A 15,288-nucleotide genomic window follows, 5' to 3' on the forward strand; every position below is an offset into this window, starting at 1 on the left:
AAAAAGACCCGACCCTTTATCACAAGGGACAGGTCCTTCCAATAATGCTCAGTTGTTCTTACATTAATTAACTCAAGTTTTTAGGAAATAGCTTAGTACTCTTTTTCAATAACTCTACAGCAATTTTTGCCGCTTCAGCGCGGGTCAAGTTTCCTTTGGGGTTAAACTGATAAAGTTGCTTGCTGGAGCCTGCAACAGTTACTGGATTCCCCTCCATGATCTTCTGCTTGCTTACTGCCTCAATGGCAGGACGAGCATAATAGTCAATTACCGTAGAATCCGTAAATGATTTAGCCAAGCTAGCTGACAGTTTACTATTATTGGCTGAGAGCTTCAGACTCATAGCTCGGGCGATCATAACTGCTGCCTGCTCCCGAGTTACGCGTTGATCAGCTCCAAAGAAGCCATCACTAAGACCCTGGACAATACCTGCACGAGCAGCCGTCTCAATGGAAGCATAATCCCATGTTGTCGACACTGATGATGGCACAATGTCATAGAACGTTTGATTGTTATCGTAGTTCAACGGCAGACTAAGACCTTTAACGAGTAAAGTAGCGAACTCTCCACGTGTTGTTTGATCATCTGAACCAAACTCATTGTAACGAAGATTATTCATAATCCCTTTAGAGTAAAGTGCATTCAACAAATTACGTCCCCATGGATGGTTTGTAATATCGGTGTAGCTCTTGCTCAATTTCATAACTTTATAATATCCGAACTCGTCGAAAGGTACAGTGATGGTATGTTTTTTCGTATCCACTTCACCACCAATATTTTGCCAAACACCTTTGTCAGTGTATTTAAATACGGATATTGTAGACCCAACTTCATCTACAATCGTTGAATCATAATTCAATTTAAGCGTTCCGCGGTTGGATGGGACCAATTTGCGTTCTGCTGGAATCTGGGTGAAATACAACTGATCCAAATAATATGGTGGCAATCCATTAGTACCAGCTTTGTAGCCATTGTCTCCCTTATTTCCTTGCTCACCTATTCCACCATTAATCCAATAAATATCAGATACGAGCGTAAAGTTGCTGGTATTTAACGTCGAGTTGAAATATAAAACCAGATTGTCCGGGATAATAATTGTACTTTCCCCGTTCTCACTTCGTCCATCGGTGTTAACGTTAATGATGTTACCATAATCATTTCTGCGCTCAACAACGCCATCTTTGGGATCAGCGATTCCAAACAGCAGCTTGTTGTCTGGATAAAACTTGGTTACCCCGTTACCCACTTGTGTAGCAGACTGTAGCAATGTCCCTTTTGGGAAGGACAATTCCAGTTCTTTATTAAACACGCTATATTTTGTGCTCACAGTTGGTGCCATGTACTGACTATCAATGGTCACTGTACCCGTATAATAGACATTGATTGTGTCATTAATTGTCCCACCATCACGAATAACCTGAATCTTTATGGCGTTTGTTTTGTTTGCTTTAAGACCTACATAGTCGTATACGAAACGATCTTCGATATCTGAACGACGAGTTGCTGGTTGCTTATCAATGAGAACTTGCGTAGCTCCTTCCGCCTCGATATCGAAACGAATAAAGTTTTTATTTACAACGATTTGGTCGCCTACAGTTGGCTGTGGAGCCAAAATTCGATAGGACGATGCCTCTCTCAGAATTTCCAGTCGTTGTGTTGATCTGGCTCCTGTACTGTTAATTAGTTCAACCGTGTATACATGGCTTCCAGGGGCATCAAATTCAATATCTTTAATCCGGAGAATGAACTCATCCTGGTCACCGGCATAGTCAAAATTATAACTTTTCCCATTAAAGGTAAATGTATTCGAGTATCTTACAGCCGTGTCGCTCTTATGCATATCAGGGAAATTACTACTGGTAAACATCACGTCAGACCCGAATTTCAAATTAATTGTCTGGGCTCCACCACCGCGAAGGACCAAATCGTACTTTTCTTCACTGGTTACATATTTATCCGTTCGATATGCAAATTCTGGTGTAACTGAGAAAATATTAGACAGTTCCGTTTTGGTATACTCTGATACCTCATCGTGGGTAAAGAGCTGGCGCGCATCATTCGGAATCAGCACCGGCATAAAGGCATCGATATTGGAAACATTAGAGTCAATAATATATATCCGCAGTTCTTTACGAATCTCAATCAGATTGCCTCCCGCATCGGAGGAAGTACCTGTCAATACGATTGTATTTTCACCATATACTACCGGACCTTTACGATCAATATCAAATTTGAGTTTAAACACACCTACTTTCTTCTTGTCACTGTTTGTTTCAACTTCCATCCACGTGGACCAATCTGCTCCAGGATGCTGATCAACTCCATTGACGAAAACTTGTGCATTGAATTGTGGATCGTCAGCAAAACCTTCAAAACCAATATACTGACCAATAACGTCCAATCTATTGGAGTCCGTATTAGAATTAAATGTATAGGTTTGTCCATCATATAAGTTGGATACATAAATATAATTCTTGGATGAATATGAGATACTTGCATTATATGAAGAGCTTGCGTTCGTAAAATTAAACTTAACCTGTTGCTGACCGGTTGCAAAACCACTAACTTTCCAAACCTGCGTCTTTCCATTAGTACTTTGAACTGTCATGCTCAGTTTTTTGGTGGCAAGTGGTAGATACGCCCCTTCGAGCACATCAGTACCTTGGGTCAGATCTGTATCAGCCTCTACCATAATGTAAAATTCAGATTCTTCAACTTGAGCTCCGTTCAATGCAACTTTGGACACAACCGTGCCATTATAGTCTGGAAGATAGTACATGTTCTTGATGACTTTTTCTCCAGGTAAATATTTAAAATTGCCTGAATAAGTTGCAGTAAATGTACCATAGGTCACTGTAAGAGATGCTCTTTGTTCTGTCTGAGTATCGCCAGTACCATCGCTATTAACTGTACGGAAGTCATATGCAGACGTTGTAAATGTCACTAAACGGTACATTGGCGTGACGCCATCTGATCCTGGAATAATTACTTCCGGTTCAGTTGTCTTAGTCAAAGTCGTGGATTTATCAACGTTGTTCACACTAACAGTACCAACTGAATCAAAAGAACTGGTACTTGCAGTATAAGGAAGCAACATTTGAACCGAGAAGCTTCCCTGCTTCCCGCCCGATGCAGATGTTAGCGTCGGCTTATTATCGATAATGGAGTAGTTATTACCCCCATGCACGATTTCGAGTTTACTAAAAGGCTGCTCTGCATCGTAATAATAGACATTTCGTTCAATCGTGATGGAATCCGATGCGTTACTAATCACAAATTTAAGGGAATTCAATCCCGGATTTAGATTCATTTGAGGCGTAAAGAACTTCCCGTCTTCAAGTAAGGAGGTCAGGAGAGCAGTTTCACCGTTAACTGCGACAGTTACTTTAGTTGCGTTCTGGACAGCTCCCTGCATGGAAACAGCCTTCGTCGTTACTACAGTCTGTGCTCCCTCATTTAGATTGTATGAATTAGAACCAGAGAAAATTTTCAAACTTTCTACGTAAGGAACTTTATCGTACAATACATAAAATGTATCCGATCTTTCAACACTTCCTTGATTCCCGTAAAGCGTGATTTTATTAAACCCTGAGAATAACGTGAGATTGTTGGCTTCAAACTTATTGGATGAAGATGTACTTGCCGTTACAGTACCCGTTGTAAAGTGTGTACTGTCCGTTTCCCAGACTGTGGAACCTTTTGATACCGAGTTAAGTTGTTCAATTTTAACACTCATTGTGTCTTTGGATACATAAGAATATGTACCTGTAATGCTAATTGTTGGATTTGTTGTTTTATAAACATTGTCACGACTGAGCGTTGTACCAGATGTTGTCAAAGATAACCCTGAAGTTTTACTTAGGTTAGCTATATCCGGAATGAAATAAGTAGCTATAGATTGAAGATCGTCTGCTGCATTCGCTGTGTTCTGCTTAAACAGACCTTGTGGGAACAATGAGAACACCATAGCGACCAACATGATCCATACCAACGGCCGTTTCTTTTGTTGCATTACGTATCATCTCTCCTCTTTTTAAGTCAGTTACCGTTATATATCGGCCGAAAGGTTCCAATTATTTAGTAAAAACAGCAAAATAAACAAAAAACCTTGTCCATGAAGGACAAGGTTTGGGTTGAAAGAATATTCAATAAGATCAGTAAACGAGCGTTTCTATTTAGGATTTCGAGCGGGTCTCCGGGTTCAACTTGACGCGCATACGCATCAGGAAGTTAATGACCGGCCTTCTGGTTTTGCTAACAAGTCCGATGACTTCTGCTCCGACTTGGAGGAAGAACATCATGATACAGATCACGACGAACGTCACCCAGTTGGCTTCGAACATCGCAGCGGAAGATTGGATAATCGCCAGTACACCGAAGAAAGCGGCAATACCGTAGATGATCAGCACTGTCTGACGGTGACTGAATCCAAGTTCACGCAAGCAGTGATGCAAGTGACCTTTATCCGGTGAGAAAATCGGTTTCCGTTGTACCGCACGACGAATGATCGCGAAGAAGGTATCCGAGAGCGGCACACCGATAATGATCAACGGTGTAATGAAGGACACGACAGCAATTTGTTTGAATCCAAGCATGGACAGCATTGCCAGAGAGAAACCAAGGAATAGAGATCCCGTATCCCCCATGAAGATCTTGGCTGGGTGAAAGTTGAAGAACAAAAATCCAACAATACTACCAAGCAGTACAAGACACATCAAGGCAATCATCATGTTACCCATCAGGAAGGACATCACGGCAATGGTACCAATGGCGATACCAGATACACCAGCAGCCAGACCATCCAGACCATCAATCAGGTTAATCGCATTTGTTACACCAACAATCCAGAGAATCGTCAGCGGAATGGACACCCAAGCTTCCAGTGAGGAGTACGCATCCTGAAAAGGAATATTGACGAAGTCTACACGGATGTTGAATCCGAATACGACTACTGCAGCAGCAACAATTTGTCCGAGCAGTTTCACTTTGGCTGACAGCTCAAAACGGTCATCCAATGCACCAATCAGTACGATGATCGATCCACCAATCAGAAAAGCACTGACAAAGCTCATATCTCTTGTCGTAAACCATGCTGACACAAAAGGAAGCAGTGCAGCAACCGTAATGACAAAGGCCAGGAAAATCCCTAGACCACCAAGACGTGGCATAATCCGAGTGTGCACTTTACGAGCATTCGGCGTATCCATTGCTCCGATTCTGACTGCGAACTTTTTGACAAGTGGTGTCAAGGCAAGAGCCAGTCCCATTGACACGATAAATCCAATGATAAAGATCGCTACCATTTGAACATTCGACCCCCAATTATAATACCTGTAAGAAATTATAAATCCCCTGATCTCTTTTTATATATAAAAAAACATTTGTTAGTCATTTTTGAATACTTGTTACACGATAACGAAGAGAGCAAGGAAAACCTGAAGAAGCGAAGCGTTCGCCTTTATCACCTGATTTCACCCTTATAAATGGATGATAAAAGAAATCTGGGGATAACAGCGATCGGAAGGTTGCCTTGCTATCGTAGTTGCTCAGTGTAACGTTTTAATTCAAGCAGCACGACACATGTAATCCGGAATGAATTATACGCTGATCACAGGCGAAATGCCAACCTCAATTTTTAGCAAAAACGTGCATTTTACTCGTAATAGCCTAATTTTAACGGACTTTAGTCACGTTTTCTTTGTCCCGCATCACTTTGACAGCGAATTTCGGAAGCGCAAGCATTCGGCCAGCCCGGCTAGGTTCCCGAAGTAGACGATAAAACCATTCCAATCTTAACTTTTGGAACACTTTAGGTGCACGTTTGGTTTTACCCGAGATCACATCAAAGCTACCTCCAACCCCCATGGTAACGGGAACTTGAAGCGCATCTTTATACTTGTGAATCCACGGTTCCTGCGTATCTGCCCCACGGGCAACAAACAGCAGATCAGGTGCAGCTTCACGGATGGAAGCGACAACCTGCTCGTCCTCAGCCGGACCAAAATAACCGTCGCGATAACCTACAATTCGAATCGCCGGATATTGCTCTTGTAACCGAACTGCCGTTTCTTGAATCACCTCAGGTGTGGAACCGAGCAGATACACGCCCCACCGATAGTTTTCTCCAACACGCAGCAATTCATGTAAAAGATCAAATCCAGGTACCCGCTCTGCCACAGGCTCCCCACAATAATTGGCAGCCCATACAACCCCAGTTCCATCAGGAACAATCATTTCCGCAGACTGCATAACCTTCATCATCGCTGGATTCTCCAGCGCGGCCATAACCATGATAGGATTGGCTGTGATGACTTGGTGCGGCTGCTTCGTGAGCACAGCTTCGCGAAGAACCTCCACCGTTTCTTTCATCGTTAGTTTGGAAAAAGGAATACCATAGATTGAAACGGTAGGTATTGGTCCGGTCTGATTCATCTTTTTTCACCCTTTGCGGCCTAAATATTTAATAATTTGCTGAGCAGGCACTTTGGCTTCCTGCTTCAATTCGGTAATGCCTTCTTCATGTTCCTTCAGCCACTGTGAACGCTGATCCAACAGGTTAGCCACCGTCTTCGCCAGTTTATCCCCATCCAGCGCATCCGTACTACCCACGGTTTCACTATCCAGACGCAGCATGAACTGATCAATCTTCGGATCATACGAGATACCAACGGGTGGAACATACTGTGATGCTGCATAGATCAGACTGTGCAGACGCATGCCGATAACGACATCACAATTGCTGACTTCCTGAAGCATCAGCTGCGGATCGGTGAGATCCTTAGTAATACTTACTTCGCTACCCTTGTTACCGAGGTCACCGAGCATTTCCATGACAAAACGTGAAGCCTGCTCATCAATCGGTAAGTGAAATGGCATAAAGCGCAAGTGAACGGCTTTTTTGGAGCAAAGCTTCTTCAATCCAGCAGCAATGGCTGTAAGCTCTTTACGATCCGACTCCCAGAAACGTACCGAAACGCCGATCACCGGGAGTTTGGTATGAACGCGTACTCCTTGAGCATTAACCGTGACTGAACTTACTTCTCCCGCATTGGCTTCAGGCAGTGGCAGACCCATCACCGGGTCAGGGACCACATGAATCTGATTCCACTGCAATCCGAGCCCGCGCAAATATTCAGCAGATTGTTCATCACGTACAGATACATAATTACAACCCTTGAAGACGGATCGAATCATTGGATTAAATATTTTGCGATTTACAGGTCCAATGCCTTGTGCATAGATAAATGTTGGTTTTTTCAACCATTGGGCCAGTTTGATAACACCCAGGTAGTAAGGGATGGATTTCAGTCCGGTTGCATCCTGCAGCAGACTTCCTCCTCCGCTAATTAAACCGTCACTTTCCTTGATCGCTTGGCGAACCTCCTTCAACTTCATCCGATGTACTGAACGTACACCGTACATTGAAGTGGTCGATTCCGGATCACCGGAGAGCACAATCGGCTCAATCGTGACATTCGATCTGTGGCTCTCCTCTTCCAGCGCCGTCAAAATTGACTTTAGTACCGCTTCGTCTCCGCTGTTGCGGAATCCGTAATATCCCGAGATGACTAACTTTTGAGAAGTGGTGACCATTTTTTCCAACATCCTTCCGCTACTTGCCACACACCCACAGCAACGATACCGAAGATTAAGCCAAGTCCCAATCCCATCACTCCACGAATGAGTGACAACACAGCTGGCGTATGGATATGAGCGAACGTATCCACCATGGACAATTGTCCAATTGCTGCAATAATGAGCACAAAGATGACTTTACGATATTTTAAAGCGGCGAACACGCCAACGATAAACAGCGGGTGTCCCAGCATAAATTCTTTGAATCTTGGCCGCACGCCGAACGTATCTTCCAGCGTTGTACGCAGGAACATCTCGAACGGTGTAACCGAACCCGAGTTTCCTGTACGGCTCAAATAATAGTATCCAACCACAGCTGCAACCAGTGCCAATACAACCATTAATACATTAATCGGTGTACGAAGAATATCCTTGATTTGTTTAATGGAGAACGTACCCGAACCACGGTAAAACAAAATATAAATGGCAACAAGCCCCATCGGTGCAAAGTGTAACAGACTCACGCCTCGGAACTGGTTGATCACCAGACTGTACGTAATGCTGTTCAGCAATGCGATAACAAAAGGCACCGCCAGGAACGAAAGAATCGACGTTCTTACATATAAGAAGACCGTTTGTGCCAACCGGCGACCCGCAGGCGCGTCTGGCTGACGCTGTTGCTGATAGTTCACTGTACGAACAGCCAGCACCATCGCGATGGTCGGAGCACTAATCGCTACTAGTAATGCAATTCCTTGCTCCAGCAATGTCGGTTTGAGTAAGAACAATCCGGCACTGCCTACCAGAGCCAAAGCAAATACCAGCAATGTCAGCAGTGGTACGAAATAAGAAACCATAAGCGTAATCATTGCGATTGCACCAATCAGGGCAACCAGCTTGGCATAACGCTGAATGGAAGAATCTTTCACCGTGAACGCTTCAGCTTGTCCCAGTTCAAAGCCGTGTTTACCCATACGTTCAATCGCATGACCTGGCTCACCCAAACTGTTGATCAGGTTATCAATCGGATTGGTGATCATGGCTTTGGCTGTGTTCCGACTTGGCGAAGCATTCATATAGAGCATACGAATGTTACGGTCTTTGGTAGCCAAAACAAAACGGTCAGCAATGGTGTCTACATCCAGATTGGCATCCCCGTCACTTAAGGAGTACAGACGAGTTACATTGTAGTCAATTTTATAGGAGAGAGTCTCAAAACCGGATTGTGGTTTCTTCAAATTCTCAATAGCCGCCAGTCCAATATGGTGCTTGTTCAGCAACTGGGCAAACATATCGAGACTCTTCATCTCCGCATTATCATTGTACCCTTTCACAGCATCGCCATCAAACAAGATGCGCTTTACCCCATTTTCTTCGAAGAAGGTAAGCAGGCGTTCCATGGATTCCTGATTGTAAGGAACACTGTCTGCGATCCGTGGCAAAATGTAAAATCCTTTATCACGCAGCATCTTCACGGCAACCGGATCTGGTTGCAAAGGCTGCATGTTCGCATTCTCCGGTGGAGTCTGCAATATTAAGCCGCTACGACCTTCATATTCCCATGGAAGCACAGGAATCTCCCGATCGGCGAACGTTTGTTCAATGATAGGGGTATACGTTTGTGCATTTTCCTCGTTGGTGAAGAGCACATACGTGTAATTATCGTTAGCAGGAATGACATTTTTGGTCATGTTCGCAAGGTCCTGCCCGTTATATACCATCAGACGGCGGGACTTCTTCAACTCGTCCAGTGTACTTTCGAACACTGCCATGGTTGTTACTCCGGCGTCTTTCAATCGAGTCAGCTGTTCATTCATGAAGTCTTGCGGATGGGCCTGATAAGCCGAGATATCCAATAGACCCCGATAATTGAAGACAAGCTCCACCTTTTTGGCGGAAGATTCCGTCTGTACCCGATCACTGATGACAGGGATGGAAGCAATCAAACCGATAATGACAACAATCCACAGCCACTTCCGTGAAGCGGTATTCCAATAAAGCCATTTTTGACGCACTACATGTACCTCCTCAAGTGTTGGAACCAAATGCACGTTCAGCTCATGATTTTCATTGCATAATAGTGAATAAATACCGGATACAAACAGCTTGTGTCAACAAACGTGCATCTATCCGCAATTCATCCAAAATAGACGTAGGAATTCACCCTTTTACCTAAAAGAAAAGCCCCTCCGCCAACCAACCTTACGGTGCGGAGAGGCTTTCTCATGTTCTTGCTCAGTACTGCATTCGTATTTATTGTGCGTCTACACGCGTCATTACCGTAGTAGCCAAACGCTCAATACGGCTTTCGGCGTCTTCCAGGTTCTCTCCGCGCACGGCGAAGTATACTTTGATCTTCGGTTCTGTTCCCGAAGGACGCAGGCAGAACCATGATCCGTCTGCCAAAATAAATTTCAGAACGTTCTCTTTTGGCAATCCATCCAAGCCAAGGGAGTAATCCAGCACATCTTGTACAGCGATGCCGGCTACTTCTTGTGGCGGATTAGAACGCCAGTCGGTCATTTTCGCCTGAATTTGAGCTACGCCATCCTTGCCTTTCAGCGTACGGGACTCCAGCTTCTCCAGGAAATATCCGAATTGGCTGTACAGCTCTTGCAGGACATCATAGAGGGTTTTGCCTTGGTTTTTATAATAAGCAGCTGCTTCAGCAATCAGCATTGCAGCCAGGACTGCGTCCTTGTCACGTGCGTAGCTGCCTGCCAGGTAGCCGTAACTCTCCTCATAACCGAACAAGAACGTATGACTGCCGGTTGCTTCGAACTGGTTCATTTTTTCACCGATATATTTAAAGCCTGTCAGGGTGTTCATCACTTCTGCACCGTAATGCTCGGCAATGACCGCTCCCATCTCGCTTGTTACAATCGTTTTGACAACCGCGCTGTTTTTCGGCAGTTTACCTGTCTCTTGCAAGCGGCTCAACACATAGTGCACCATGATGGCTCCAGATTGGTTACCCGACAGTACGAAATACTTGCCATCCTTGTCTTTCACTACCGCACCCATGCGGTCTGCATCCGGATCTGTACCGATCAGAATGTCCGCACCCACGGATTCACCCAGCTTCATTGCAAGCGTAAATGCTTCACGCTCTTCCGGGTTAGGGGATTTCACTGTGGAAAATTCAGCATCAGGCTGTTCTTGCTCTGCCACAATGTGAACCTGCTCAAAACCGATCTGTTCCAACACACGACGTACAGGCACATTACCTGTTCCGTGCAGTGGAGTGAAGACGACTTTGAAATCACGGCCGACACCGGATTGAATCAGATCACGACTGAGGCTCAGGCTGGCAACGGTATCAACAAATGCCTGATCTTCCTCTTCCCCAAGCCATACGAGCAATCCCTGAGCTTCGGCTTCTTCCTGAGTCAGTTTTTTCACATCCGCGAGGGAAGGAACTTCCTGAATGTATTGAATGACTTTCTCTGCTTCGTGTGGTACCAGTTGGCCACCCTCGTGGTTGTACACTTTGTAACCATTATATTCAGGAGGATTATGACTTGCTGTCACCACAATACCACCGGTTGCTTGCAGATGACGTACACTGAAGGAAAGCTGAGGCGTAGGACGCAGGGATGTAAACAACTTAGCCACAATGCCATTTCCAGCCAGAACCAAGGCAGCATCCAGTGTGAACTCAGGTGAGAAATGACGGGAATCATGTGCGATCACTACAGAAGGTTTACCTTCTTTGTCGCCATGCTGCTCCAGCAAATAACGGGCAAACCCTTGCGTAGCACGACCCACAGTATAACGATTCATCCGGTTGCTTCCCGCTCCGATCACACCACGCAATCCACCTGTACCAAACTCCAGATTTCTGTAAAAACGATCCTCCAGCTCTTTCGGCTGATCCTGCAAATCACGAAGCTCATGTTTCGTCGCTTCATCAATCGAAGCATCCTCCAACCACTGCTGCAATGTTTGTGCTGCTGTTGTGCTTAACTGTTCCATTCCTGCAAACCCCTTCCTTCTATATAAAATTCAATTAAATACTGAACGATACAATCATTAGCTTGGGTCAGACAGTGCGAACATGATCTCGCCTTCAGCTACCACTTTGTCGCCTACTCTGGCTGTAGCTTTGCCTTTACCAATTGAACCTTTGAGACGCGTAATTTCCACTTCCAGCATCAATGTATCTCCAGGCACAACTTGTCCACGGAATCGGAAATTGTCCAGTCCCGCCAAAAAGCCGATTTTGCCTTTGTTCCCTTCCAAATTAAGAATGGCTACTGCACCGACCTGTGCCAATGCTTCTGTAATCAACACCCCCGGCATTACCGGATACTCCGGAAAATGACCAATGAAGAACGGTTCATTAATGGTTACATTCTTCAAACCAACGGCACGTTTGCCATCTTCTAACTCTACAATCTTGTCCACCAGCAGAAACGGGGGACGGTGTGGAATAATCTCTTGGATCTGTTTAATATCGAGCACAGTATAATCTCCTCTCAAGGTCATTTATATGAAGTTCTCAATAATAGTGGGCGATGAGCGCGTGGTGGCCGTTACGGTTACGGATCGTTCTTTCGATCGCTGTTGTTTCCGAATGTTTACTGAACTATTTTTAAATGTATAACATTTGGAAACAAAGGCGAGCGCTTCGCTTCTTCAGAATCGATTCCGTCCCCTTCACTGGTTCCAGCGCTAAAATGGACAACCCTATTATGAAGTCGATGCTCATATAAATGGGTTTTTAATTTTAATGTTGTATGGAAAGCATATTTTCAGTTAACACTAGTTATATCCTTCATGACTGCAGTAGTGAAGGTTGAGATAAGGGGTCTCTCTTCGCGATGACGAATGTCTTTCGCAGGGGAGGCCTCTTTTGACGTCAAACGTCATCCATCATTATACTGTTTTCAACGCCAAAAAGAAAACTCCTGCCTGCGCAGGAGTTTTCGCATATATCGTTCATCTATGGAGCGAACACCAAATCATATACATGTTCCCATGTACTCCACTGCAATACGGAACCGATATCCTGTTTGCCCAGTACCACGTAGCCAGCCACCAATCCGCCAGCGAGGGCAAGAACAAGCAGGACCGGAACCAAAAACCATCTTGCGATGCGCCATCCACTCTTCTTCTTCTTGACTTTCGTCTTATCCGGCTTGCTGTTCTGCTGCTGTGTATCTGTCATCACATTCACCTTTTATGCTCTCATATTGTTGGCAAGACCCGCCATGGAATCACTGGATGTCAGCGCACGTGCTGCCAGTTGGTAAGTCCGCTGTCCTTGCATCAGCAAAGCCATCTCTTGTGTCAAGTCCACGTTGGATTGTTCAATGTAGCCTGCACGGATCATGGCTGTCGCTTCACGTGTAGCTGCATTGGCTCCAAATACATCATCCTCGGTCAGACCCGCATCCAGACCAAACAGGTTATCCGCATACTGCACAAGCCCTTCCGGGCGCTCGATATCAACGAGTTGCAATTGGGCTCCAATCGTTGCATTGGCTTCATTGCCACGACGGATCAACAGATTACCTTTTTCATCAAATGCAACCTTGCTGTTATTCGGTGCCGTAATGCGATTACCTTGACGATCCAATGCAAAGTGGCCTTCGCCATTGACCAATACCATCATGTCTGGCGCATTGGGATTCGTTTTGGGTCTTGTATCAGGGACAAAATGGAATGCACCCTGACGCGTCCACATTTTCTCACCATTTGCTTCAACGGCAAACATCGCATTGCCTTCAATCGCCAGATCGGTAGGATTGCCTGTCTCATTGAGTGTACCTTGAGTCATATCCTTTGTCACATCAGCCAAACGTACGCCAAACCCGAGGTTGTATCCCATCGGGGTCGAGCGTCCATCCAGCTTGTACTTGTCCGGCTGCTGCTGCACACGTGTCAGTACATCTTCAAAGGCTGCTTGCTTACTCTTATAGCCTGCCGTATTCACGTTGGCAATATTATCGGAAATGACATCCAGACGCTGCTGTATTCCCGTCATGGAAACCATTGCACTAATCATGGAATTATTCATTCGGTGGTTACCCTCCCTGGTTCTACCCTCCCAAACCCTCCCTGGCAGGGAGGGCCCCAGATGGCGCTGCCCTCTGGACTCCCGAAACAGGCGGAGTGGGTGCGTGGGGTATGATCTTGCTAAGCAACGGTGGTGTGTGTGCGCCGCGACTGCCCAGCTAATATTTACGCCATGGTTTCACATGGCTAAATATCAGCTGGGCACGCTCTTTGTGCGGCGGGTAGCTCCGCGTGGTCTCTCCTTGCTTTGCTCCGCAAAGGACTGTCGAGACCGTCGCTGCGCTCTGGATAATGCTACGCAATCCTCGCACAGGCTCGGCTGCGTTTTGGCTTTTGCGCTCCGCGTGGTCTCTCCCTGCTTTGCTCTGCAAAGGGCTGTCGAGACCATCGCTGCGCTTAGGATAATGCTGCGCAATCTTCGCACAGGCTCAGTTGCGTTTAGGCTTTTGCGCTCCGCGTGGTCTCTCCTTGCTTTGCTTCGCATTCGAGACCGTCGCTACGCTTGGGGTAATGCTTCGCAATCCTCGCATAGGCTCGGTTGCGTTTTGGCTTTGCGCTCCGCGTGGTCTCTCCCTGCTTTGCTCTGCAAAGGGCTGTCGAGGCCATCGCTGCGCTTAGGATAATGCTGCGCAGTCCTCGCATAAGCTCGAATGCGTTTAGGCTTGCGCTTCGCGTGAGCCTCTCTGCTTTGCTTCGCAAAGGGCGTTTGGCTCTTCGCTACGCGGCTATATTATACGTCGGCGTTATACACGCCCAACTTCATTGACGGCTTTATCCAGACTGCGGTCGTAGAATTGTACGACTTTCTGATTCGCTTCATATGCACGGAATGCTGCGTTCATATCTACAGTTGCCTGTGAGGCATCTACATTCGAACCTTCCAGGTAGCCCTGACGGATCTGCACATTATCACCGGCAGCCATCATCCGTGCTGTTGCTCCATTCTGATCATTCAGGCTGAAATTACCATCGCCTTGACGTACCAGTTGGTTGGGTTGATCGATGACACTGATTCCCAATGTAACACCTGTGGGTGCACCCGTGTCTGCATTAACAAGACGACCTTGCTCATCCACTTTAAATTGGTCTACCGAGCCTGTCAACACAACAGGTTGTCCATTATTATCCAGAACCTGTGAACCTGTTGAGCTGAGCAGCTGTCCAGTTCCTGTAACCTCGAAATGACCATCACGTGTATATCTTGTGTTACCTTCTGCATCCTGTACTGTAAAATACGCCTGAGGTTGGTATGTTACCGTGCCATCAGCTCGTACAAATTTGCCTGAACCGTCAAACGGGACAGGTTGCCCTGTCTGTGGATCATTCACGGCCAGATTGGACGAGATGGCAAAATCACTCTTTTGCCCACTTTCCATAATGGCTCCCTGCAAATTCATGGACAAACTTTCTTCCGCGAACACACCCGTGTTCAGCTTGCCCAGCCGCTTTGTCGGAAGATTGGCATCTCCGCCTACCAAAGTAATGAGCATTTCCGGGAAAGAACGGCTTACGCTGTTCACTTGTTTATATCCGGTTGTGTTCATATTTACGATATTCTGCGTTGCGGTGTCATGGCGGCGTTGTTGCGTTATCATTCCCGCGGTAGCGGTGTACAGACCTCTTAACATGTATTAACCCCTCTCCTCAAGCGCTTGTCCTTCATTACAGGATGGCTGCTTGTCCGTTCTGCTT

General features: G+C 45.9%; 10 protein-coding genes. All 10 read right to left on the bottom strand.

All coding sequences use genetic code 11. The features are described 5' to 3' along the window. Positions 1-67 precede the first annotated feature (67 nt). A complete protein-coding gene (locus RS891_RS28715) occupies positions 68-4,012 on the bottom strand; it encodes an S-layer homology domain-containing protein (protein WP_315793816.1) in 3,945 nt (1,314 codons plus the stop codon). 163 nt (positions 4,013-4,175) lie between these two features. Then, complete coding sequence (locus RS891_RS28720; protein WP_053782860.1) at positions 4,176-5,303, bottom strand: glycosyltransferase family 4 protein; 1,128 nt, start codon at positions 5,301-5,303, stop codon at positions 4,176-4,178. A 370-nt stretch (positions 5,304-5,673) separates the two neighbouring features. Next, positions 5,674-6,432 (bottom strand): WecB/TagA/CpsF family glycosyltransferase, encoded by a 759-nt coding sequence (locus RS891_RS28725; RefSeq protein WP_315793817.1) that lies wholly within the window; start codon positions 6,430-6,432, stop codon positions 5,674-5,676. Positions 6,433-6,438: 6 nt separating this feature from the next. Then, the gene (csaB, locus tag RS891_RS28730) at positions 6,439-7,593 is read right to left on the bottom strand and encodes a polysaccharide pyruvyl transferase CsaB (protein WP_315793818.1); all 1,155 of its coding nucleotides are present in this window, start codon (positions 7,591-7,593) and stop codon (positions 6,439-6,441) included. Continuing rightward, positions 7,569-9,590, bottom strand: a complete 2,022-nt coding sequence (locus tag RS891_RS28735; protein ID WP_315793819.1) for a DUF5693 family protein — start codon at positions 9,588-9,590, stop codon at positions 7,569-7,571. The genes csaB and RS891_RS28735 overlap by 25 nt, the downstream gene beginning before the upstream one ends. A 238-nt stretch (positions 9,591-9,828) precedes the next feature. Next, positions 9,829-11,550 carry a phospho-sugar mutase gene (locus RS891_RS28740; RefSeq protein ID WP_315793820.1) on the bottom strand — a complete coding sequence of 574 codons (1,722 nt, stop codon included), beginning with the start codon at positions 11,548-11,550 and terminating at the stop codon, positions 9,829-9,831. Between the two features lie 57 nt (positions 11,551-11,607). After that, positions 11,608-12,039: a 3-hydroxyacyl-ACP dehydratase FabZ gene (fabZ, locus tag RS891_RS28745; protein WP_024632705.1), complete on the bottom strand. Its 432-nt coding sequence runs from the start codon at positions 12,037-12,039 to the stop codon at positions 11,608-11,610. 481 nt (positions 12,040-12,520) lie between these two features. Next, positions 12,521-12,745, bottom strand: a complete 225-nt coding sequence (locus tag RS891_RS28750) for a DNA-directed RNA polymerase subunit beta (protein ID WP_024632706.1) — start codon at positions 12,743-12,745, stop codon at positions 12,521-12,523. 12 nt (positions 12,746-12,757) lie between these two features. Then, entirely contained in the window at positions 12,758-13,597 is an 840-nt protein-coding gene (locus tag RS891_RS28755; protein ID WP_113052898.1) for a flagellar hook-basal body protein, read from the bottom strand. A gap of 742 nt (positions 13,598-14,339) precedes the next feature. Continuing rightward, entirely contained in the window at positions 14,340-15,224 is an 885-nt protein-coding gene (locus RS891_RS28760; RefSeq protein ID WP_113052899.1) for a flagellar hook-basal body protein, read from the bottom strand. Positions 15,225-15,288: the final 64 nt, after the last annotated feature.

It is taken from the genome of Paenibacillus sp. BIC5C1 (assembly GCF_032399705.1).
Taxonomy (GTDB): Bacteria; Bacillota; Bacilli; order Paenibacillales; family Paenibacillaceae; genus Paenibacillus; species Paenibacillus taichungensis_A.

Excerpts from the sequence above, each read along its gene's own strand:
- RS891_RS28715 (WP_315793816.1), bottom strand. The coding sequence starts at position 4,012 with ATGCAACAAAAGAAACGGCCGTTGGTATGGATCATGTTGGTCGCTATG.
- RS891_RS28720 (WP_053782860.1), bottom strand. The coding sequence starts at position 5,303 with ATGGTAGCGATCTTTATCATTGGATTTATCGTGTCAATGGGACTGGCT.
- RS891_RS28725 (WP_315793817.1), bottom strand. The coding sequence starts at position 6,432 with ATGAATCAGACCGGACCAATACCTACCGTTTCAATCTATGGTATTCCT.
- csaB (WP_315793818.1), bottom strand. The coding sequence starts at position 7,593 with ATGGTCACCACTTCTCAAAAGTTAGTCATCTCGGGATATTACGGATTC.
- RS891_RS28740 (WP_315793820.1), bottom strand. The coding sequence starts at position 11,550 with ATGGAACAGTTAAGCACAACAGCAGCACAAACATTGCAGCAGTGGTTG.
- RS891_RS28750 (WP_024632706.1), bottom strand. The coding sequence starts at position 12,745 with ATGACAGATACACAGCAGCAGAACAGCAAGCCGGATAAGACGAAAGTC.
- RS891_RS28755 (WP_113052898.1), bottom strand. The coding sequence starts at position 13,597 with ATGAATAATTCCATGATTAGTGCAATGGTTTCCATGACGGGAATACAG.
- RS891_RS28760 (WP_113052899.1), bottom strand. The coding sequence starts at position 15,224 with ATGTTAAGAGGTCTGTACACCGCTACCGCGGGAATGATAACGCAACAA.